General features: G+C 39.9%; 16 protein-coding genes. 3 read left to right on the top strand and 13 right to left on the bottom strand.

Annotated features, from left to right (window positions below; all coding sequences use genetic code 11):
- Positions 1 to 55: 55 nt before the first annotated feature.
- The 4 genes from NST85_RS07305 to NST85_RS07290 form a co-directional block, all read right to left on the bottom strand.
- A complete protein-coding gene (locus tag NST85_RS07305) occupies positions 56 to 4,588 on the bottom strand; it encodes a SpaA isopeptide-forming pilin-related protein (RefSeq protein WP_127191998.1) in 4,533 nt (1,510 codons plus the stop codon).
- Between the two features lie 334 nt (positions 4,589 to 4,922).
- Entirely contained in the window at positions 4,923 to 5,576 is a 654-nt protein-coding gene (locus tag NST85_RS07300) for a class D sortase (RefSeq protein ID WP_127191999.1), read from the bottom strand.
- A 34-nt stretch (positions 5,577 to 5,610) separates the two neighbouring features.
- Positions 5,611 to 6,756 carry a response regulator gene (locus NST85_RS07295; RefSeq protein ID WP_341188968.1) on the bottom strand — a complete coding sequence of 382 codons (1,146 nt, stop codon included), beginning with the start codon at positions 6,754 to 6,756 and terminating at the stop codon, positions 5,611 to 5,613.
- 166 nt (positions 6,757 to 6,922) lie between these two features.
- Positions 6,923 to 7,183 (bottom strand): hypothetical protein, encoded by a 261-nt coding sequence (locus tag NST85_RS07290; RefSeq protein WP_127192000.1) that lies wholly within the window; start codon positions 7,181 to 7,183, stop codon positions 6,923 to 6,925.
- 202 nt (positions 7,184 to 7,385) lie between these two features.
- On the opposite strand from NST85_RS07290, the gene NST85_RS07285 reads away from it, so the two are divergent.
- Positions 7,386 to 8,522 (top strand): membrane lipoprotein lipid attachment site-containing protein, encoded by a 1,137-nt coding sequence (locus tag NST85_RS07285; RefSeq protein WP_341188967.1) that lies wholly within the window; start codon positions 7,386 to 7,388, stop codon positions 8,520 to 8,522.
- Between the two features lie 329 nt (positions 8,523 to 8,851).
- Positions 8,852 to 9,391, top strand: coding sequence for an NADPH-dependent FMN reductase (locus NST85_RS07280; RefSeq protein WP_127192002.1), 540 nt, complete (start codon positions 8,852 to 8,854; stop codon positions 9,389 to 9,391).
- 85 nt (positions 9,392 to 9,476) lie between these two features.
- Here NST85_RS07280 and NST85_RS07275 read toward each other — a convergent pair whose 3' ends face one another.
- From NST85_RS07275 to NST85_RS07235, 9 genes are all read right to left on the bottom strand, one after another.
- The gene (locus NST85_RS07275) at positions 9,477 to 10,088 is read right to left on the bottom strand and encodes a hypothetical protein (RefSeq protein WP_341188966.1); all 612 of its coding nucleotides are present in this window, start codon (positions 10,086 to 10,088) and stop codon (positions 9,477 to 9,479) included.
- Positions 10,089 to 10,268: 180 nt separating this feature from the next.
- On the bottom strand, positions 10,269 to 12,017 hold the full coding sequence (locus NST85_RS07270; protein ID WP_341188965.1) for a glycoside hydrolase family 35 protein: 1,749 nt from the start codon (positions 12,015 to 12,017) through the stop codon (positions 10,269 to 10,271).
- Between the two features lie 31 nt (positions 12,018 to 12,048).
- The gene (locus tag NST85_RS07265; protein WP_341191088.1) at positions 12,049 to 13,683 is read right to left on the bottom strand and encodes a DUF4091 domain-containing protein; all 1,635 of its coding nucleotides are present in this window, start codon (positions 13,681 to 13,683) and stop codon (positions 12,049 to 12,051) included.
- A 30-nt stretch (positions 13,684 to 13,713) separates the two neighbouring features.
- A complete protein-coding gene (locus NST85_RS07260; RefSeq protein WP_127192006.1) occupies positions 13,714 to 14,991 on the bottom strand; it encodes a Gfo/Idh/MocA family protein in 1,278 nt (425 codons plus the stop codon).
- Positions 14,992 to 15,043: 52 nt separating this feature from the next.
- The gene (locus tag NST85_RS07255) at positions 15,044 to 15,934 is read right to left on the bottom strand and encodes a carbohydrate ABC transporter permease (RefSeq protein ID WP_211350078.1); all 891 of its coding nucleotides are present in this window, start codon (positions 15,932 to 15,934) and stop codon (positions 15,044 to 15,046) included.
- Between the two features lie 16 nt (positions 15,935 to 15,950).
- Positions 15,951 to 16,841 carry an ABC transporter permease gene (locus tag NST85_RS07250; RefSeq protein WP_127192007.1) on the bottom strand — a complete coding sequence of 297 codons (891 nt, stop codon included), beginning with the start codon at positions 16,839 to 16,841 and terminating at the stop codon, positions 15,951 to 15,953.
- Between the two features lie 90 nt (positions 16,842 to 16,931).
- Positions 16,932 to 18,665 (bottom strand): extracellular solute-binding protein, encoded by a 1,734-nt coding sequence (locus tag NST85_RS07245; protein WP_341188964.1) that lies wholly within the window; start codon positions 18,663 to 18,665, stop codon positions 16,932 to 16,934.
- Between the two features lie 124 nt (positions 18,666 to 18,789).
- Positions 18,790 to 20,130, bottom strand: coding sequence for a helix-turn-helix domain-containing protein (locus NST85_RS07240; RefSeq protein ID WP_307394445.1), 1,341 nt, complete (start codon positions 20,128 to 20,130; stop codon positions 18,790 to 18,792).
- Positions 20,131 to 20,132: 2 nt separating this feature from the next.
- Positions 20,133 to 21,875: a sensor histidine kinase gene (locus tag NST85_RS07235; RefSeq protein WP_341188963.1), complete on the bottom strand. Its 1,743-nt coding sequence runs from the start codon at positions 21,873 to 21,875 to the stop codon at positions 20,133 to 20,135.
- A 274-nt stretch (positions 21,876 to 22,149) separates the two neighbouring features.
- Between NST85_RS07235 and NST85_RS07230 the strand changes: the two genes are divergently transcribed.
- Positions 22,150 to 22,860: a 4'-phosphopantetheinyl transferase family protein gene (locus NST85_RS07230; RefSeq protein WP_341188962.1), complete on the top strand. Its 711-nt coding sequence runs from the start codon at positions 22,150 to 22,152 to the stop codon at positions 22,858 to 22,860.
- The last annotated feature ends 211 nt before the right edge of the window (positions 22,861 to 23,071 follow it).

Raw genomic sequence — 23,071 nt, 5'->3', positions numbered from 1 at the left:
CTAGTCATTCTCGTGACATTGGGAGTAGTCCATATTCGCGCGGAAATTTCTCTCCTTATTTATGCAGCAATCGTTTCTTTCTTAAGATCAATAATGCTGTACCCAGAATAACAAGGCTTAAACCAGCCAACTGAAGTGGTAACTGACTAGATTCTCCTGTTTTCGGAAGCGTCTTTCCTGTACCAGTTGACGAAGCAGTATCACCCGTTGTCCCATCTTTAGGCAATACATCAACCTCTACCGCATACACCTCTTCATTTCCGTCTTTATCTGTAACTTTGATCTTAAATGAATCTTCACCAACATAATCTTTATCCGGCGTATATACCCATTTTCCTTCCGGATCTACAGTAACCTTACCATGCTTAGGTTTCTCGCTAACCTTTGGTGTCTTGTCCTTCGGAACTCCAATTTTACCCTTTACAGGAGTTTGCTTCGGTGTGGTCACCTTCTCTTTAGGTTTCGCAGGTTTTTCTGGCTCAGGACTCACTGGTGTGCCCGGATTTGGGTCAACTGGCTCCGTTGGATCCGGTGTTGGTATTGGAGTCGGCCCTGGTGTCGGTGTAGGAGTTGGGCTCGGTGTCGGCGTAATTCCGCCGCCTCCGCCACCTCCTCCTCCACCTGTGGTTGGGATTCTGTTGTTTGTTTTTTCAACTAATATAGACTCAGTTTGCTTATCCGTAATCACAAATGCTACGGGTGTTGGGTCTAATAAGTAACCTGCAGGCGCCTTAATTTCGATCAATTGATATTTATTGGGTGCTAAATTCCCTAAGAATAGTTCTCCATTTTGATCTGTTGTTAACTGGGACTCATCGATTCCTGCAACAACATCAAATAAGTAGTTACCATTTTGATCAAAAATGATGGACTGTTCTCTTAATTCAAAGACAGCTCCCTGGACCCTTTGGCTCTTATTAGAGTTCCATTTTGTTAATTTAACAGAACGATCATTTTCCTTGTTTTCGATCGTCTTGAGTGTCGTTGACTGCTTAATTGGAACTAAAGTAATTGCTTGTTCAATTACGAAACCATCCGCTTTTGTCTCTACCAATGAATAATTTCCGTATCGTAGATTCTTAAACTCGATTACACCATTTACATCCGTTGTACCTTTGTCAACGACTGTATTCGAACTATCATGAAGTTCAAATTCTATCCCTTCTATGACAGATTGATCCTTCGCATTGACCTTGGTTACAATCAGCTTGCCATCCGTTCCCCATACATTAGATATGTCTCTTTGCACGATTGTAGTTTGATTAGCAACAATTTTTATTTGGATAGGGGTCGGATCTACTACATAAAATTCAGGAGCTGTAATCTCAACTAAATTGTAATCACCCGGTGCCAAATCACCTTGTGCAATTCTTCCATTCTCGTCCGAAATTAATACGCCAATCGGCAGGTTTGGCTGACCATCCCTGGTTAATACAAAGGTTGCTCCGGCTAACTTTTTATTTGAATCTACAGCGTCAACCTTCGTAAATTCAAAGCCTTGGCGAATAATTTTATTCGTAATCTTTAATGGTACAGCAGGATCTTTGAATAAAATATCTTTCCCTTTCCCCGTGCCATACGCAGGATCAATTACATAACCACTTGGTGCTGACTTTTCTTTGAGCTTATAAGGAAAACCATTCGTTTTATCATTATATTTATAGCTTCGAACGGTTGTAGCTTCCCCTTTTACATCCGTAGTCAGTGTTTCCAAGAGTATAGTTCCGGCAGCGTTGTATAATTCAAATATAACCCCTTGTAGTGGACGGTCTTCATCATCTACTTTGGAAATTTTCAATTGACCAAGACCAGTAGATGCTCCTCCTCCAGCTCCAGCCAAAGAGACTTTTATGCCATCCTGACCACCATCGCCTTGAACAGAAACAGATTTACCAGCGAACTGAACTTCATTTTCGATTCTGTCGCCCGATTCAGCAGTAATAAAAGATTTATATTCCAAGATATAAGCGGTTTTTAAATCCTTTTTAAAGGTTAGCGTGAATTTATTTCCTTCTACCACTAATTCATATTCACTTTCATCTACCAACGTATTGCTACGTTGAATATCGCCAGAATTATTACTAGGTAAATCTGCTTCATACAGCATTAATGAGTCAGCCAATAATAAATGTCCTGCCCCTAATGTATCAGTTACAACAGAACCTGCTGCCACAAAGGACTGGCTTGGGTTAATCGTAACTGTCCATGAAGCGGTGTCAGACTGACCGTCTTGAGTACCTGTTTTGTAAAGTAGTTCCCCGCCGTGCTTAGGTGTTACAGTAGCTTTTTGTTCAAATAGAAACGGCTTTATTCCATCTTGCATCGTCGCATGATTGGAATACGTATCTTCAATCGGAAAATTCCCCTCAAGGCTTGTTCTATATTTGATTTGATATGCAGTCGGACCAATCTTACCAAGTTTCAATTCAAAGCTTTTACTATCATTATTCACTTTCAATTCATAATCATCAGCCTCAATTAAATCACCAAGAGTTACGTTATTATTATCGAGGTCAAGCTTGAGCTTATTCACTTCTAAAGAACCGTTTACGTAAGCTTGGTTTCCTTCTAATGAATCTTTGATTATCGCATCTTCAATATCAAATAGATTGTAGTTTACAATAATCGTCCAAGTAATTTCTTTATCCTTAGCGCTATATACACCTATTTTGGTACCATTGTTGTTCGTTTTGTCTTCTGGTTGTACAAAGGCTTCTTTCTTAAGTACATGTGGACCATTAAAATCGTTCCAGTTTAATGTTGCTACATTCTTATAAAGATTATCTTTTGGCTTACCAGCCTTAGGATCAAATGTGGTTACATAAGTAATTGTAACTTCATCATTAATTTTCTCTCCAGCTTTTAGTTTAATTACGAATCCTTCACTATAATCAGCTGATCCTACCAACTCAAATTTAGAATCCTCTAATTTTACTCCATCAACCTTTATACTTGTAGGATCCAAATTCATATATCTATCTTTGTATTCATCACTGATTACGATATCAGTCATTTCCACCTTATCTTTGTTGAGAACAAGTTGCCATTCAATTTTCTTTCCACTGAAGTCCTCATTCTTTACACTCTTCGCAAAGATAACTTCTTTGAGCGGTTGTGAAGCAGGTTTAGTCATGCTACTGATCTTTACATGATTGGACACATCTTGATCTTCGTAAATGCGATCTTGTGCTTCAGTTGTATACTCTATTTCATAGGCTTTGGTTACTCCATGGTCGAATTCCAATTTAAAACCACCATCGAAATCAGTACCTAGCCCTGTTAAAGCATATTCACTCTCATTAATAGGGATATTAGTAGCACGTGTAGCCTTACCACTACTGTCGATCAGCATTTCATACACATTCACTTTACGATCAACTAGCTTATGCTTTGTCTTATTAGATGCATCAAGTGTATCCTCGATCCAAGCGTCAGACTTAGCGATCGTCTGCTGATTAAAGTTATATTCGATTTTCCAAGTGACCCTTTGTTTAGAGCCAACTATTTGAGATCCAATAGCTTTCTTATTCAGCGGTTCATTGAAACTAATTTTTACAGTCCCTGTCTTTTCTTCCTTGTAACCACTATCCCCGGTAAGTGTAACCTTGTTATTAATTGGCCGATCCTTAAAAGGCTCAGCAATCGGAGCATTAACACTCGTTGTGTAGGTTACGCGATATGCTTTATCAATATCCCCAAAGCTTATAGGAAACGTAGTTTCTGTTCGACTTAAAGGACCCTCTTTTAATGTTCCATCTACTTGAATGATTAACTGACGAATCTCAATATCTCCTTTAACTGTCAAGCCAGCGTCGGGAGAATCCGTAAGCACTGCATTTATAATCGTTTTTTCACCTTGGTTAAAATCAACGGTCCATTTAATTTCATCTGAGTTAAACTTGTTTTTATTGGCCTCCCCAGTTTTCACGAGCCCATCTGTAGCATTATTCTCAAAATTGACTTTGATCTCTCCCTGACCTACAGAATTGAAATCAATTTTTTGCTCCAGTCCCTCTGCAAATTCGCTTTGATCAAACGATATCCATACGAAGAACTGACCATCAAAACCTTGACCATTCTCAATTTTTTCATTAAATGTCAAAGTTACTGTTTTATCTGTATCTACCACATAATTTCCAACGCCACCTGTTAGTGTGCCTGATAATTTAGTTGGTACTTTGAACTCTTTTGGTAGAGAAAAGGTATAGAACGAACCAAGATCATAAGAATGATCATAGGCTAACTCCCAATCAAGGATTATAGCCACTTCTTTATTAGCGTTGGCCCGATATCCCGCATCATCTAATTTATTCCCACCTGGGATAATGTCCCCATCTGCATCAACAAGAGGCTTTTTATCATACAATTCTACTTTTGTGATCGAAAACTTATCTGTTATCTCAGTGCCAGTAGCGCTCAGCAAACTCATTTTGTCTTTGCCATACACATCATCCGTCACACTCTGCTGAGTCGTTACCGCAGGATCCTCTGACTCACCCTCGGCGCGGGTTAAAGAAGAAGGTACCACAATATTTAGCATTAATATAAATACTAAAAATAAGAACACCGTTTTTTTAAACTTACTCATGTTAGAAACCTCACCTCACATTTTTAATCAAAGCACAAACCGATAACTCTAAATTTCACAATCTTCCAGTTGAATCGACAAAAAGCTTCCATCTCTCGAATCAACCACTGTCAATCCAAGTCGATACTTATCAAATAAATATAAATTATCTCACTGAATTTATTCTGAATATGTGGTAATAGAAAAAGCCGATGACCTCTTTTCAAGAGATCTATCGGCTTTAGTGGTTGTTTGCCCAATACACAAACCCAGTGAAGTGGACGGAATCGTTCTGAAGAAGAGGCAGCGCTCGTAAGAATGATCAGTCAGCGTAACGGGCTTTTATGGAAATCGTTTAATCTACTATTTTCCCTTTAATAATGAGTCGATGAGTTGGATTTACCATAGGGTCACAGGTGACCAAGGTAATCTCTTTATCTTTGTTATTCGCTTCCAATACCCACACTTCTTCAGGCTTAACTCTGAACTTTTCCGTCACCGTATATTCGAATTGGGCATCTCCGCTGTCCACTTCAATCGTATCCCCTATTTCTAATTCATCAAGTCTATTGAAGTTTCTGCCGAATGTACGATTCCGGTGACCCGCTATTCCATAATTACCAACTTCTCCAGCTTTACCGGTATCTAGAATACTAGCCACCGTAGTCTTCATATTGTCCTTCGTTGCACCGTGAAGAATAGGTAGAAGTAAATCTATTTTATCGATTACCAAAATGCCTTCCATGTTCTCATAACTGCTAAAATCCGGTTTAGGATCTTCAGCGTTTGTTTCATCCTCCACGTGGGCAATCGCAGCAGTATCGGTAAATTCGATCTCATTACTCACCTCAGAGGTATCCTCGCCATTATGAATAATTTCAAGACTATTCTTCCATTCCTTAACTAGCTTTTGTTGCTGATAATCGTGATATACTTCAGAAATTTTAGGATAACATATTACAAAAATCCCAATAACAATTAGCAACACGGATATGATCTTGATTTTCATATTATGTTCATTCCAATCTCCCTAGTAATCAGACTTACAAACCGCTTAACCATTCCTGATACCAATCCATAAGCTCCTTGCTAGGAGTCACATCAAATTCCTCTAGTAACTTGTTCGATATGAGTTGGAACTGTTTCCTAACTTCTAGTTGATGATTTAATTTGGAATAAATAATCATTAACCCAAAGTAACCATCTTCCATATGTGGCAATCTATCCACAACCTTTTGGTACAATACCATAGCCTCTGTATATTGTTCAAGTGATGCGTAATACTCCGCTACTTGCTTAACATGATTCAACCAAATCAAACGGATTCGTTCCTGCTCATACTCCGCCCACATATATCGATGTTCTACCAGAAAGTCTCCACTGTACAGCGCCATAATCGCCAAGTGTTGTTCCAATGTATCAGGAGTCACTACAGAAGCCAGCCGTACACAGCGCTCCCACTCCTCAACATCCAACGTTAATTCACCTAATACAAAACTATATCCGCCATCCTTATACTTAAGCTCAAGATCAAACAATCCAACTTCTTTAATTATTTTACGAATTTGATAAATTGCAGTATGTAATTGAGTAGTTGACCTTTCAATGTCGTAATCTGGCCATAATAAATCCATTAGCGTTTGTTTATTCACCGTTTTATCATGATGATAGACAAGGTAAGCGAATAACTCAGGTGCTTTTAAAGTTTTCCATGGAAAAGACTGCGCCGATCCAGACTCATCTAAATAATGAACATTTTGCAAAAGACATAGTTTTGGGAGAACCTTCTCTTTATTGATTTCTGAAGTTCTTGTGGCCGATACCGCAACTCGTTGCAGTGTTATCGCCAATCTACTTTGATTTACAGGCTTCAACAAGTAATCCAGCGCATTCAATTCAAATGCCTTCACAGCATATTCTTGATACGCAGTAGTAAAGACAATTTGCAGCTGCGGCTGAATTTCCAGCAATCGATTAGCCAATTCAAATCCATCAATCTCCGACATCTCAATATCTAAAAAAGCCAAATCCAATGTTTCTCGCTTAGCTACTTCTAGTGCAGCATATGGATCTACAAAAGTTCCAATCAAATCTAGACTACCATCTAATTCGACCTGTTCATTTAATAGTTTCTCCATTTTTTTTAAAGCAAGGCGCTCATCATCGACAATAATTACTTTTAAACTCATCTCTCTCATATACCCTCCTTTCCATCTATTTTCCATTTTAGCAAGTATAGTCTGATAAAAATAGTCTGTTTCAAGCCACACTTATTGATTTATATTAAAAAGAGAATTATCCTCTACTTAGTTGTTCTAAGTATAGACAATCCCCGATTATTATAAATGTGAATAATTAACTACTCACTTTACTTTCAAGTAACTTCTTCGACACTTCATAACACTCTGGATCTAAACCCTCTAGTTGCTGCGGAGACAGCCCGAACTTTTCGTTTATTGCCGGTAGCAGTTGTAGTAACATAGCTATATCTGCCGCTGCATCAACACCTGGCAGGGGAACTGCTGCAACTCCACCTGAAGCTACCGCTCTTCCTGTAACCATTTTCTTACACTGTTTTCTTAATACTTCTAACTCTTCTATTGAACTAGCTAACATATCTATCCTCCCAAAGTTGACTATTTAGAATTAGTATAAATTACCTAGTTAATATTGACCAGATAAATATTAATAACGAGATTCGACACTTATTTATGCTAAAATATGTTTATACATAAACAATACCTATAGAAATATACTAAAAAACTTCGAAGAATAAGCAAATACTTCAGCCGATGGAGACCTTAAGGGATGTTTTATTTTGAAAAGGATTATTTTACTTCTAACACTGTCTATAGTACTAGCTGGCTGTAATAATTCTGATCCAAAAGAATCGGAATCATCCACGAATAACTCCATTCCAATCAACATAACTTCAGACACTAGTAATCAAGATATTGCAAAAGATCAAGATACTACTAAAGTTCAAACAACAAACAAATCTAAAGATGCTGTGACTTACACCAGCTATGATGACGCCAAATTTTCCCTTTCCTATCCTTCAACGTGGCAATCAGTAGACGTAGCTACATTTAACAATCCTGTGATTAAATATGCAGTTTCAAATCCCCATCCAAAGGCACCATTTGCAGATAATATAAACGTTGTCATTGAGCCAAATACCTCCAAAGCCGCCTCGGCAAAAGCTATTATAGATGGAGTAGTCGAATATTTCACCCAATATGGTGAGGGTGCTGGAATCACAGATTATGAACAAATAGATTTTAAAGCAAAAAAATATGCTAACTACAAAGCGGGTATATTAACAGGAAAATATAAACATAGTACTGGTGTAGACGTAATAATGACCCAATACGTAATTCCAACCGAAGCAGAGGTTTATAGCATCACCCTAACTTTTTCCAAGGAATATTATGATGAAGAAGGACAAGATGTCATTGATCAAGTGATTGATTCTGTAAAAATCATTCCCTCAGAAAGTGCTACTGTCACATCTATAATAGATGGTAAATCTTCAGATATCGGCGATTTGGTGTGGAATACCTCGAATATTGACGCCGAGACGAATGGAAATATACAGGTTGCCCTGGAATACTTGTTAACGTCCTCCCCTTTATCAAAAGGGAAGCAAGTTGATAATGAGAAGGTATATAAAGCTCCTTGGGAATATTATGGTAAAGCACTCACATTCTCTGGATACGTAAACATAGCCGATGACTATCCTCCAACTGGGGATTCATATTTACAGTCTGAGGTAGTTATAATTACTGATGACGATGTCATAGTTGACTTTATTGGAACGGTACCTAGTGGAGACATCAAAATTAATGATTATGTATCTATAACCGGATTAGTGGTTGGACGAACAGAAGTAGATAATACAACGGGAGGAACGTATACTCACCTTATCGTTGTAACGAATAATATGGACCAATAATCTCAAATATTTCTATGGAGAGGTTCCCTAATAGGGAGCCTCTTTTTGATTGCAGTAAATTTTTAGGACTAACTATTATAAAGTTGCTTGACAAAGGGAATTAGATTCGTTATTATTATCTCATGTTAAAGATACTTAATTTAAAGGCATCTAGAGTGTGATTAAAGTTCGAGAATAACTTCTCCTCATTTATGGAATTATTATCATCTTAGAGGGAGATTATATTTCAACAAATTGGTTATATTTTATTGGCTTTAGAAATGGCGGTGTAGGATTTGGGTTTTTTAGACAAAATATTAGGTAGAACAATTACTAAGGAGGAAACAACAATGTCAAAATTAAACATCGGTATTATTTTAGGAAGCACGCGTCAAGGTCGGTTAAGTCCACAAGTAGGGGAATGGGTTAAACGTGTTGCTGATGAGCGGGGAGATGCCAATTACGAAATCGTAGATATCGCTGACTTCAAACTTCCTCTATTAGGAGAAGCTGATGCTACAGAACAAGCGACAGCTTGGAATACCAAACTCGCTAGCTTGGATGGATTCGTATTTATCGTTCAAGAATATAACCACAGCATATCCGCATCTTTGAAAAATGCCCTAGATTATGCACGTGATGCATGGAACAACAAAGCAGCAGGTATCGTTAGTTATGGTTCTGTTGGCGGCGCTCGTGCAGCAGAACATCTACGTGGAATCTTGGGAGAATTATCCGTAGCGGACGTTCGTGTACACCCAGCATTGTCACTATTCACTGACTTTGAGAACGGAACTGTTTTCAAACCAGCTGACCTTCACCTTACCAATGTAAATGGCATGCTTGACCAAGTGCTTGCTTGGAGCGGAGCATTGAAGACTTTACGTTAATATCAATCTGATAAATAGCAAGGAAAAGAGGCATGTAATGAGTTCTTGAGCTCATTATATGCCTCTCTTTACAATTAGAATCTCTTCAATTATGATCTCGAGCGAATTTAAAATCCGAAATCATAATCCTATTGCCTTCTTCAGAAGAACTCACACTCATTATAAAGATCTTAGTCAACTCGTCTTGATCAATCGGTAACTTAGGTAGCAACTTTAAATAAGATTCATCGTTAATTTTATGTAGATAATAATCTGTATATCTATCGTCAGAAAAGCTTGGTTTGCCATACGCATATTCAAATTCCTGACGGGAATTTAACACTCCCATATCTCTTGCCGTAACATACCTAGATGAGTCCTCAGATAATGAAATAGCTACAACCTGATCCAAGCGATATTTGATATTTAAATTATCAGCGTACACAGTTAATCTCATAAATTCCTTTTCTTCAACACCATCGCCTAGAATCTTATCAACCTCATCCTTCTTCATTCCGATATACAACATTTTACCGGTCTTTGTATCGAATACTCCCAAATCTTCTATCGTGAAATCACCTATAGTATAGTGATAAGTCGGCTTTTTTGCTCCATATGAAATGAAACCGTACTTGTCATTTAATAACCAACCTATACCTGCAGTTAGTACGATGATAATACTGATAAATACAATCATAATAGCTTTACTCTTTCTCACATAGTCATCCCCTGTTACTAATTATAGTTAGAATTTAGGCCTCCGACTATTTTCGTCATCATTTCGCTTTATTCCTTCTAGAACAAATAAAATTATACGATCACGTATTAAATAATTCATCATTACAACACAAACAACCTGCGGAATATTAATCCTCCACAGGTTGTTCTCCCCTTCATCCTATCCTATATCGGGTTGATCCACGAATGTAACAGCTACTTCCGAAGTGCCATGCAATTCAAAGATTACAATCTCATTGTCGCCTTGCTTCAATAATGGACTCGGCACATACAATGTTTTCTGCGGACCAACATTCCAATAGCGTCCAAGATTATAACCGTTGATAAACACTACCCCTTTGGTCCAACCTTCCATGCTCAAGAAAGTATCAGCAGGATCATCCACAACTAAGGCTCCACGGAAGAAGCTAGGTTCTGCTTGTTCGGAAAGACCATCAAATACCAGACCAGATAAATCAGTTAATGGCAACGTATATGTCGTCCATTCCGACAAGAACTGTCGACCATAACGTACCCCTTCTGTAATCCCTTTGCAATCTCTCATAAAAGGACCATAGTTGACGCGACCTAAGTTCTCCACAAGTATACTTACATGTAACCCATCAGCCGGAACCTCGAATTCTAGTTTTACTTCTGGCCGGGTACGATCTAAGGTTGCTGCCAATTGTCCATTCAGAAAGACTTGTGCACGATCATGTAAATCTTGTATGAAGAACTCATCTTTCGGACGAGGTCCTGAAATGAACGTAGTATAAAGAATAAATCCATAATCCTGGCCCAATTTCTCCATCGTCTCAGGATATGCCGAGTAAATAGGTGCTGAAATACGTTCTAAGTTTGCTGTTAGTGCAGTTTGCTCCTTCATCTCAACCCGCCCATAGGCTTTCTTCTCGATGGGAGCCGGCAGCTCACATGGTCCGAGATCCACATATTTCGAAATGACTTCACGAACTGCAAAATATTTAGGTGTCGGTTCACCCGATTCATTCAATAATGAATCATAGTCATAGCTTGTAGTCGTTGGTTCATAGCTATCGAACGTATGGCCGTTTGCTCCGTTGTAGAAGCCAAAGTTGGTTCCACCGTGGAACATATAGAAATTAACGGATGCACCTAAACTAAGCATTTCATCCAACACTTCTGCAACATTCTCCGCAGGACGGGTATGATGCTCCTCATGCCAATGATCAAACCAACCATTCCAGTACTCCATACACATGATTGGAGCATCCGGTTGATATTCACGCAGCTTGTTAAAAGCTTCTACTGACCGTGACCCAAAGTTTACTGTCTCCAATACACCAGGTACCATGCCCCCTTGAATCATTGCGTCTTCAGGTCCATCAGACGTAAATAATAGAACATCCACCCCACGTGATATCATGCTGTCTTTCAGATGAGTCAAATAACGTTTATCATTACCATAACTTCCATACTCATTTTCAATCTGCATGGCAATGATTGGCCCACCATTTGTGCATAACAACGGTTTTAACATAGGAAGTAAGACATCATAATATGCATCGACATGGTCTAGAAACGGCTCATGATAGCAACGAAGACGCATTTCCGAATCTGCCAGGAGCCAAGATGGCAACCCACCAAATTCCCATTCTGCACAAATATAAGGTGCGGGACGGACAATCACATGTAAGCCCAAATCCCCTGCCAGTTCAATAAACCGAACTAAATCTGCCATGCCTTCAAAATGAAATTCGCCCTTTTTCGGCTCATGTAAATTCCATGCTACATAAGTTTCAACCGTATTGAAGCCGCATGCCTGTAACTTTATAAGACGATCTTGCCAATACTCAGGTACAGTCCGAAAGTAATGGATGGCTCCTGAAATTAGTCGTACCGGCTGATCATTGTAATAAAATGAGGATCCTGAATAATTAAAGGTTGCCATGTTTTCTCCGCCTTGTAAATTATTGTGTATGCTAAGCATAATGACTAGCTAATGCTTGATTAATCCGCTCTCTTGCCGCTAACAGCCACGCCCCATGGCCCCTTGGATATTCAGTGAACGTCAGAGGATTACTGAGACCTTCTTCCATAATGGCTATTGTCTGTTCCTTGCCAATTTTCTGCTCTAGTAGCTCAAGTGCACGCAAATCCTGCAATCCTTCATACAGAACTTCCAATCGAATCGATTCGATCGGGCCTTCTTCACCTGGATAGACCAAGTACGCATCCCCTGAAGGGAAGGCATGCATTGCATCCGTCGTACGATACGGATCAAGCTGCTGATTCAATGAATATTGTGAATACCAGAAGTTATAACCCCAATGCAGAAAGCCTTGTAATCCGAATTTATACAATTGGAATCCAATGATACGATTTCTTGCAGACGGCATGTTAAAAAAACGGTTGGATACTTGTTCACCCTGGGCGCAGCAATAATACGTCCAAAGGTCTGGCACTTGATGCTCTAAGAATGGTTCAATATGTGTATTCGCTGGAATTGGTCTCTTCACTAGCCCCTGCTCATATAACTCCAAATCGGATAAGGCGTCCATAATCGGATAACCTGACAAATGCTTATGAAGCATCTCACTTGCAGCTCGGTACGACTCCAAATGTTCCTGACCTGGCTCATCTGAAATATGGAACCAGCTTTGCTGATCTAGTCCATGCTCTTTCAAATATCGATCCAAACAAGGTAAGAATTGATCTAAGAAATCTCGATAAGCCGCTGAAGATGCATCCGTCTCCCAACCAAATATCTTTTGCTCTTCTCCATGAATGGTTGCCATAATCTTCGGCGCGCATTTCGCGCCCCATTGTGTGAATAAATGAGAGAACTCAAAGTACTTGAAGCCAAGCCGATGGCACATCGCTACCCACCGCGTAAGTCGATCAAATCCAAACTCATAGGTATCCCCTACGGCGGTTACGGATACGAGTTGAACCGTTGGGCGTTCTCCACCAACGAGTGTGTCTAAGGGTGGAGTGAACAACGGTGTCAAGATCATATTCATTCCGTGCTTGACCATAGTGTCTGCATAGCATTCAATCAGTGCCCAGTGAGCTTCACTAAATACTTCGACATGATACTGTGTTGCAAGGCAATCGACATGAAACCATTCTGTATGAATTAACTGTTGCGGTGGCAGAGCAGCAGGGATGACATGTAACTCAAATATCTCGGATTCCCCTAACACCTGTCCTTCAGATGATCTAAAGATAATTTGTATAGGATGCATCCCCGCAGTTACACTTTCATCCACCTCGATCGTCACCCATATTGAGCGCCATTGACCAGGGATTGAAGAAACAGATTGCTGATCTAACTTATATAATGGATCTGGATATAGTCCCGGTGTGGTACGTAACACATCCGTATCATGATTATTGAAGCAAGGCATTTCCGAGGGAACAAGTCCAACAGATCTGATCAATATTTGGTCGGAAAGAGCTGACTTGATATTGATGTCTATGTTTTTTAGGAGTGTGTCTGAGGTATAGGCCACTTGGAAGGAAAATGTCTCTCCAAAAAGTGCGGTTGCACGACTATAAGATTCATTATTTGGCCTCTCATCTGCAAACACCTTAGTCAACGAACTTAATAACATCGTCTGAAATGACTGCGGGACATGTGTCACTTATTTCACCTCTTCAGCAGTATGGAAACTATGTGCAAAGTCCTTCAGAATAATACTGTTTCCCTCTATTCTTGACTGCTCCGCTGCGAAAGCCATTAAATGACTCTGAACGGAATGATTAGCTGATGTAAGGCCTTGAATTTTCCCATCTGCTCGAACCAACTTAACAAAATCTTTGACTAAACCCATATCGCCGCCACCATGGCCTACATGTCCTCCCGCATTCTCGAACGAGATTCTCTCAACCTTACCACTGCCAAAATGAATAACTTCGATTTCATTCTTCTCCATGGCACCTCGAATTTCTCCCTTGGTACCCATGAGCTTAAGAGTGCGACTTACGTCTTTAGTGAATGCACTCATCGTAAATGCTATAGTTACGGAATTAGCGAATTCTAGATTTACCACTTGATGATCAACGACATCATTATCACAATGATAGACACATCGACCATAAGGTCCTTCTTGAAGTGCCTTCAAGCGAGCATCATAACTTGGATCATCACTAATTGCCGAAGTTGGCCAATCCGTATTATCCGTCAAATATTGGTTAGGAGCATAATAGAGACACGTATCTGCTACTGGGCATCCATCCGTGCAACGTAGTGGCGCACCTTCCGGTGCCTCACTAGATTTGAAATGCGATAGTGAGCCGAAGGAAGATACTCGAACACACTCTGAATCTGTTAACCAAGAAAGGATGTCCAGATCATGACAAGACTTCGCTAGAATCATCGGACTGGACTCTTCCTTGTTTCGCCAATTGCCTCTTACGAAGCTATGGGCTTGATGCCAGTAACCTACGTTCTCATTATGTTGGATAGACATCAATTGTCCGATTGCACCACGCTCTAACAATTCCTTGATCGTAGAGAAGAAATTTGTATATCTCAACACGTGGCAAATCGAAAATACACGATTTACTTTAGAGGCCATTTCCCCCATAAGTACACATTCTTTAGCATCAGGAGACATTGGCTTCTCCAGAAGAACATGATATCCTGCCTCTAGTGCTTTCATTGTAGGTACATAATGCTGATTATCTTGAGTACAGATGAAAACTGCATCTGCTACTTTCGGTGACGCAAAGAATTCATCCCAATTCGCAAAGCACACGTCATCTGATAGTTTATGTCTTGCCTTGAATTTATTTCTTCTATCAACATTCGGTTCTGCAACAGCTACAACTTGAAGCTCCTCTGGATGCTGAATCGCATATTCTGAATAATTAATCCCGCGTAGCCCCGCTCCAATTAACGCAACAGTAATTTTTTTCATCTCATCTGCTCCTATCTTCATCTCTGACTTATTCTATGACGTTATTCTGTCTCTACTCTTTAACACTACCAACCGTCATACCTTTCACAAAATATCTTTGCAAGAACGGATATACGACCATAATTGGCAACGCGCCCATGAATATTTGCGCCGTTCTGATGGTCTTCTCACTTAGATTCTCCATCACCTTGAGTTGCTCAACAGACATTGATGACATCTGAGCATTGATGGACATGATCAATGTAGAAAGATAAGTCTGCAGCGGATAATGCTCAGGCGAATTTAGGTATAGAATACCGTCAAACCAAGCGTTCCAATGCCCTACAATGGTGAACAATCCAATGGTTGCGATGGAGGGGAGTGATACGGGTAAATAAATTTGCCAAAGCACTCTCCAATGTCCAGCACCATCAATTGTGGCTGCTTCATCCAACTCCCTAGGAATGGATCTGAAGAAGTTAAGCATCAGAACCATATTCCATACATTCAATGCACCTGGTAAAATAAGCGCCCATATCGAATCGATTAAGCCTGTATTTTTCACTATGATGTACGAAGGAATTAAGCCGCCCCCGAAGAACATCGTAATTGCAAATATCCACACATATAGGGTTCTAAATTTAAACTGATCATTTGATTTGGAAAGCGGAAAAGCAGTAATAAATACTAGAAGCAAGTTAACTATTGAGCCAAGCACTACCCGCTTAACTGAGACTCCCAAAGAACGGAAGAACTCTACCTTTTCTCCTAAATATACATATGCATCCCATGAAAAACCGACGGGCCACAGCTTCACTTCTCCAGCCATCGCGGCTGTATTCGAGCTTAGTGAGATGGAGAGTAAGTGAACAAACGGGATAATGCCGAGTATGGTGATGAAAGTTAACAACAGCGTATTGAACACGACAAATAACTTTCTACTAAATGATTGTTTGTGCAGCATAATACTTCTCCACCTCCTAGAATATGCGGTAATTGTTAAATTTGTAGGCTGCATAGTAAGTCGTTGATACCATGAATAAAGATATTACCGATTTAAAGAGCCCAACTGCTGCCGCAGGTCCAAATTGTTGGCTGAACATCCCCAATCGATAGACAAATGTATCAATTATATCTGCGCCTGCATATACAGTCGGATTATACATAATCAAGATCTGCTCAAAACCTGCGTTAAGAATACCACCAAGACCTAATACACTTAGTAGAATAATAATCGGCGCTATTCCTGGAAGCGTAATGTTAAGCATTTGCTTCCATTTCCCTGCACCATCTACCTCTGCCGCTTCATACAGCGTCGCATTAATTCCTGTGATAGCCGCAAGCATGATGATCATATTGTAGCCCATGCCTTTCCAGACATCCGACCCGATGATAATTCCTCTAAACCAACCATTATCAAGCATGAACATAATAGGTTCCAAGCCAATAGAGGAAATCAAACCATTAATAGGTCCATTCAGAGAGAATAATTCAATAATGACGCCTCCAAGTACGGTCCAAGAAAGGAAGAACGGAAGGAAAATAGCGGATTGAATAAAGCCTGCAAACCATTTCTTAGTAATCTCATTTAGTAATAAAGCTAGAATGAGAGGGACAAGCAGGGACAAGACCATTTTGATGATGGCTATAACAAGCGTATTCCAAAGCACTTGCTTGAAATCCGGTAAATTAAATACATAACGGAAGTTATCTAGTCCGACAAAATCGGATTTAAAGAACCCGGATAACGGCTCAAATTGTTGAAACGCCATAACCAGGCCGGCCATTGGACCGTAAGCATAAATCAATGTAACAATAACACCCGGTATTAACATGATATGAAGCGGATATTCTTTCTTCAGTGATTTCACAGATGACCCTCCTCACCAACTACTCATTTTGAAAACGGGAGGTGCGCCGGGTTTACCCGACTCACCTCACCCGCTTACTGTTCCTATGATTTATTTCGTAGCTTCCGTGCTATACCATTCATTGACCTCATCGATAATTTGATTACCGCCAAGTGCCTTCCAGCTATCAACAAATTTATCGAAATCATCAATGGAACCGCCCATGATTATCTTGGTAAAGGACTCTTGCATCAACTTATCTAGCTGACCACCCTTCTCCACTACTGTTGCTGTCGGAAGACCATAGAATTCGTTATACACGAACTGTTGATTTTCTTTAATTTGACGTGTTAATCCCCAACCACCGTCTTTCGCAGCTCGGCTATAGTATTGGCCCCAGTTTACGCCTTTGGAAGCGTTGGTTGTGTCGCCAGCTAGGAAGTCTTTTGTCGCTTTAAAGGTATCCGCAACGGTCTTATAATTTGCATCGTCTATTGTAATTTCAGTCTGATTGGCATCGAGTGCTTTGTTCACTTCAGTGTAAATCGTATCAATATCAGCAGGGTTGGCGATACGTGGGTTAAACCAGTTGTATACATAACCATCTGCCGCTTGGTTCTTATCTTTGTATTTCTTATTCCCAACTTCAATGTAGAAATTGAGCATCTTAATCGCTGCTTCTGGATTCTTCATCTTTTTGTTCACGACGAAAATTTTATTACTGCGGATTTTTGGAACGAGCGATTTAGCTGGACCATCAATCCCTGGAAGTTGAATAGCGATCCAATCCGCCTTCGGATCTTTGTCTACGCTCGAGTTAAGCGGCCAGTTCGGATACCACCATTCTCCGTAGGAAATACCCACTTTACCTGCTGTCAGATCTTCTACCGCTTTATTCTCATCCTTAAGTGCGAACTCTTTATCAATAATTCCATCTTTGTACCATTGTTGTAGCTTGCCAAGTGCAGTCTTCACTTCTGGTTGGATCAGCCCTGGTAGTAATTTGTCATCACTGCCTTTAACCCAAGCAGATTGATTATCACCAACGGAAGGAAATGCTCCGAATCCATTAAAGAAACCTCTGACATCAAATCCCCAGAAGAACAGACTCTTTTGCATCGCAATACCATAGGTGTCATTCTTACCATTCTGATCTGGGTCATTATTCGTAAATGCTTGTGCAACTTTCTCAAGCTCATCGATCGTCTTCGGTGCTTGTAAACCTAGGTTATTAAGCCAATCTTGACGAATCCATAGTAACTGCGTGGATAGGAAAGGATCTTCAAATGCAGGAATACCCAATTGCTTACCATCTGCACTAAATGTCTTCATCGCGAATCCACCGTCAGAATCCATGTATGCCTTAAGAGCCGGTGATGCATATTGGTCATATGCTTCTGTCAAATCAGCAAGCATATCTTGTTTTTTTAGCTTCTCATAGGTCTTCTGATCAACTTCTATCACATCTGGTAGATCTCCCGATGCCATGGCAAGCGAGAACTTTTGCTCAAACTGCGCAGAAGGAACTGTCCATTTGTATTTCACTTCGATGTTCATCATCTCTTTGAGATCTTTCAGATAGGCATTCTGCTCAGGCGTAATTCCACTTGGCGTTCTTGGATCTTCTGGTGGATTATATCCGAGTACTTCTGTAACAGTAACCGTTTCTGCATATTTCCCTAGTGGATCAGGTGGTGTGGCATTGTCTGTCGCACTATTCGTAGCGTCCTCCTTCGGCGTGGTTGGAGCATTAGCATTTCCATTCCCTTGACTTCCACATGCTGACAATAATGAAAGGATCATCGTTACTGCCAAAATCATTTTCCATGGTCTAATTTTATTCATTTGAACGCTTTCCCCCTTTGTATGCTGTAATTCATGGCGTTATCTGTGTTCCTAGTTATCATTTTAGGCACACGGGAATGCGCTTACAATTTCGTTTTCTTTACATCACTTTCACTTTATTTACTCATTTTGAATTTCGATATTCTTGTGGTGAAAGGCCCATCTTTCGCTTAAAGAATGTTGTAAAGTAGGATGGTGATTCAAAACCCACCCTTATGGCAATTTCATTTAATTTTAAAGCTGTATTCTCCATCAGTTGAAGAGCGACATGGAGTTTCGTCGACTGGATATACTCTAATAAATTTTGACCGGTCGTCTGTTTATAATAACGGGATAAATACGATGGATTAAGATGCACCTCTTCGGCAATCGAAGTAAGAGATACATCGCCCGATAGATTCTCCTGTACAAATTGGTGAACTTGTTCAATGATTAACGTCTTGAAATCATCCTGTTCAAATCCTCCGACCTTATGGACCGTATCTTCATGTTGACTTAGTTTCTCTAGGTCTAAGATAAGCATATGCTGTCCTAACAATGTTCTCTTGCTGATCAAGGTATGTACAGCCTCAACTTGGAGGTGGATCGATTCCCAATAGTTTTGTAGGTTCCCAGATATTCCAAACGAAACACAAGCACCTAACAGCTCTTCACACTCATTTTGAACAAGCTCCAAAATCCCCCTCATATACGCAACAATTCCATTCCAGTTCAATCCCAAATCAGGATAACCACCACAGAAGCGATTCAGCAAACCTTCATCCGGTTGAAGTAGCCATACAAACACACGATCATCATAGATCACTTCCTCACAGGCAATAGACACAGGCAGATGATCACGAAAAATTCGCTTAACAGACGGAGGTATCTTAAATTTAAGATCATCCAATCTATCTACTATTCCAACAAGAAAGAACGAAGGTCGATCAAATGCAATACTAAAATCTACGTCCTTATATCGTGAGTCGGATAATAAAGAAGCAATTGACTCACCACCTAGCATTCGTTCCATTAACTCTCCCTTTAAAAAGGAATTAGCAATTTGATAGTGCATCTGTGCCCTTTCCAATTGAAGTCTACGACGGTTCTCTTCTTCCAGCTTGTCGACTGCCGATTTTACGGCCTGGAAGATAGGCTCCATCCCTTCGGTTTTCAGAATGTAATTGTCCACATTCTTACGAATTGCCTCATATACATAATCAAATTCGCTATATCCTGTAAGAAAAATAACTCGGCACAAAGGCCAATAATAGATAATTTCATCTACAAGCTGGAGCCCGTTCTTCTGTGGCATGCGAATATCACTAATTAAGATATCTAATTTGGTTTTCTTCGCTATTTCAAGCGCTTCGCTTGAGGAATACGCTTTACATATATCAAAGTCAAACTGTGGATCCTCTTGAAAGAGATGAACTAGGCCATTTACAATAACAGGCTCGTCATCTACGATTAATAGTCGATACATGGTTATGCCTCCTTGACGTTGTCATAATTAACAATAAGCTCTACCTTCAGTCCGCCATATTTGCTCCGCGAGACAAACAGACCACTACCTGCACCATATTTCAGTTGGAGTCTATTGTTAACATTGATCAGTCCTGTCTTCTCAACTTGTTTCAACCCCATAGCAAGCTTATCTCGTAACTGTTCTATTCCCTCGTTCGTAAATAGACTCCCGTTATCTTCTACCGCGATGCGTACCACTCCGTCATGGCAATCCGCACTGATGTAGACCACGCCGTCCATGTTACCGTCCTCGAACGCATGCTCAAACACATTTTCGACGATCGGCTGAATGATCAGCCTCGGAACGAGTATAGTGTTGGATGAATTAGACAGTTCCTCGTATTCATACCGGATACGGTTCGAGAAGCGAATACACTGAATCTCACAATAGTCCAGTGCATGCTGATATTCTTTAAAGAAAGGCACCTCATCCGACCCACTTCTCGTAATGTACTGATAGTAGCTCCCTAGCTTCTGTGAGAGCTCGGCCGCACTGTCTGAATCGCCTACTTTACACATCATATATATATTAAAGAAGCTGTTATAGAGAAAATGTGGGTTAATCTGCGACTGCAACTGCTTCAATTGCGAATGCTGCAGTGCTATTTTCTGCTCATAATTCTCCTCTATAGAACGCTTCAGTCTATAAGCCATACGATTAAAGCTATGAAAGATATAGTGGAATTCGTCCCTTGTCCTTGACTCAATAACTATATCAAGATTATCCGTTTCCACCATACGAAATGTCTTAACTAGTTTCGATAGTGGTCTATGAATCATTAAATTAACCGAATAAGAATAGAGTATCATCACCGCTATGGCGATAACGAACGAGATGTAGAGCAACGTGTTAAACTGACTTAATGGACGTGTAATTTCATTCTGGTTCACATACATAATTAATGATAGATTCATTGAACTGATGAAGTTATGGGCAATAAAGTAACTTGTACCATTCACCTTATTCATTTCGGGAATGTCCGAGTTAGAGTTATCCTGTTTGGCGATGAGGTCAAGAACTGCAGTAGATACCATAGTATCCTTTGTTGTAGATAACACATTCCCCATATCACTGCTCCCGAGAAATACCTCTGACTCTTGATATAAGGTTGCTATTTGACTTAATGCCTCTAATAACTTCGCTGTAGAGATTTCGATATACGACCACAAACCCGCATTATCCCCTGTTTCAATAAGGAAAATCGCATCACCATCCCTATAGAATGAAGGCTTCTGCTTAACGTTAAGCAACGAGGAAATATTCTCATACTCTTCATTAGGTATGTCTGTGACACCCGTCTTACCGGAGATCGTTTTACCCAACGACTTAACATATACCCCCGCATTAACCACATAATCGCTTGAGGCAATAATCCGATTCAACAGATCTCTAGCATTATCGATTAGTTCTACCTCTTCATATTTCTCTAAACTTCCACCGCGGAAGCTTAGTTTCTGTATATTTTTATCTTCTTGAAATTGTAATTGTTGATTACGGATAAAGTACATTTCTTTATCTAGTTGCTTAGAATAGAATGACGCCCCCGCTAATGATGAGTCCAGGATTGCGTTCCTCGTAAAAGACATCCCTTTGTAATTCACCCAAATATTCATCGATAAAAGTGGAATCAGAAAGACGATAAATAAGATGACAATTTTCTGGTAGACGAACCATTTTACTTTACCCGTTGCCCGCAGCTTCATACTAAACCTCCATTTTTATTGCAAAGTTCATTACAATTTAAAATAACGAACTTAACTTTTTCACTTACCCCCACTAAAGTATGCGCTTCCATAGTAAGATTACTACCTATTAACTAAATATTCTAGTTTAAGTATGTAGTTTTTTAGCGAAACATATATCATTTTGTCGAATCTCATATCATTACATGACTATTCCACCAGTTTCATCGGTGTCTCGCAGGAATCCAAGTTGTTTTGTCCAATTACTCTATAGTGAGGAGGCGAATATAATATAATGACGGAAATCGTCTCATTAAGGGTGCCTGAATTCATTGATTCGGACTGCTATAGTCTACTATTATCAAAAATTAGTAAAGAAAAAAACGCGAGAATTGGAAGATATAAGCGGATAAGCGATGCTTACCGTTCACTTCTGGGTGAACTCCTCCTACGCGCCACAATTTGCGACTACACAGGTATAAGTAACGATGATATCAGTTTTGTATACAATAATTACGGTAAGCCGTCCCTTGCCAAAGGTAAAGGCTCCCCTTTCTCGTTCAATCTATCACATTCAGGTAACTGGGTTGTCCTGATTTACAGCGATAAGCACCTTGCTTTGGGGATAGACGTTGAAGAGATCAAACCTATGGATATGGGGATAGCAGAAAGGTTTTTTTGCCCACAAGAATACATAGATCTCATAGCGAAACAGGGAGAAGAACAATTGGAATACTTCTATAGGCTCTGGACCTTGAAAGAGAGTTATGTTAAAGCACTCGGGAAAGGCTTGTCTATTCCACTTGATGGGTTCTCGTTATCTCACCAAAGTGGGGATGTCTGGTTCTCACCTGAGGCAAGCAACTTCCATTTCAAAAGTTTCAGAATGGATGAGCAGCATATTATATCAGCTTGTTCCGAGTTGGACGACTTGCCCAATAACATTAGGGAGATATCTTTCGTGGATTTGTGTCATTACTTTGAGGAGAACAATTGTGGAAAATGACGACTATCTTGTTGATTATTACGGTTTCGAACAAGTGATTGAACAGAATATTATTGAAAAAGCCGAGCTTAGTGGATTTTACGAGTCAAAATAAGGTTCAAGACATTAATAAAGAAGCTTCCCAAAAGTTCAAGTTCGATGGTTTCAGATCGATACCAATTGACCTTACTTATGTTCATTCAATTATACAGTTAAGGGATACTCAATTTGA

The organism is Paenibacillus sp. FSL K6-2524 (assembly GCF_038005525.1).
Taxonomy (GTDB): Bacteria; Bacillota; Bacilli; order Paenibacillales; family Paenibacillaceae; genus Fontibacillus; species Fontibacillus anaericanus.
The sequence above is the reverse complement of the archived record's forward strand: the minus strand, read 5'-3'. Positions and strand labels throughout refer to the sequence as shown.

Excerpts from the sequence above, each read along its gene's own strand:
- NST85_RS07265 (WP_341191088.1), bottom strand. The coding sequence starts at position 13,683 with ATGTTATTAAGTTCGTTGACTAAGGTGTTTGCAGATGAGAGGCCAAAT.
- NST85_RS07260 (WP_127192006.1), bottom strand. The coding sequence starts at position 14,991 with ATGAAAAAAATTACTGTTGCGTTAATTGGAGCGGGGCTACGCGGGATT.
- NST85_RS07270 (WP_341188965.1), bottom strand. The coding sequence starts at position 12,017 with ATGGCAACCTTTAATTATTCAGGATCCTCATTTTATTACAATGATCAG.
- NST85_RS07290 (WP_127192000.1), bottom strand. The coding sequence starts at position 7,183 with ATGTTAGCTAGTTCAATAGAAGAGTTAGAAGTATTAAGAAAACAGTGT.
- NST85_RS07255 (WP_211350078.1), bottom strand. The coding sequence starts at position 15,934 with ATGCTGCACAAACAATCATTTAGTAGAAAGTTATTTGTCGTGTTCAAT.
- NST85_RS07235 (WP_341188963.1), bottom strand. The coding sequence starts at position 21,875 with ATGAAGCTGCGGGCAACGGGTAAAGTAAAATGGTTCGTCTACCAGAAA.
- NST85_RS07300 (WP_127191999.1), bottom strand. The coding sequence starts at position 5,576 with ATGAAAATCAAGATCATATCCGTGTTGCTAATTGTTATTGGGATTTTT.
- NST85_RS07295 (WP_341188968.1), bottom strand. The coding sequence starts at position 6,756 with ATGAGTTTAAAAGTAATTATTGTCGATGATGAGCGCCTTGCTTTAAAA.
- NST85_RS07230 (WP_341188962.1), top strand. The coding sequence starts at position 22,150 with ATGACGGAAATCGTCTCATTAAGGGTGCCTGAATTCATTGATTCGGAC.
- NST85_RS07240 (WP_307394445.1), bottom strand. The coding sequence starts at position 20,130 with ATGTATCGACTATTAATCGTAGATGACGAGCCTGTTATTGTAAATGGC.
- NST85_RS07280 (WP_127192002.1), top strand. The coding sequence starts at position 8,852 with ATGTCAAAATTAAACATCGGTATTATTTTAGGAAGCACGCGTCAAGGT.
- NST85_RS07305 (WP_127191998.1), bottom strand. The coding sequence starts at position 4,588 with ATGAGTAAGTTTAAAAAAACGGTGTTCTTATTTTTAGTATTTATATTA.
- NST85_RS07245 (WP_341188964.1), bottom strand. The coding sequence starts at position 18,665 with ATGAATAAAATTAGACCATGGAAAATGATTTTGGCAGTAACGATGATC.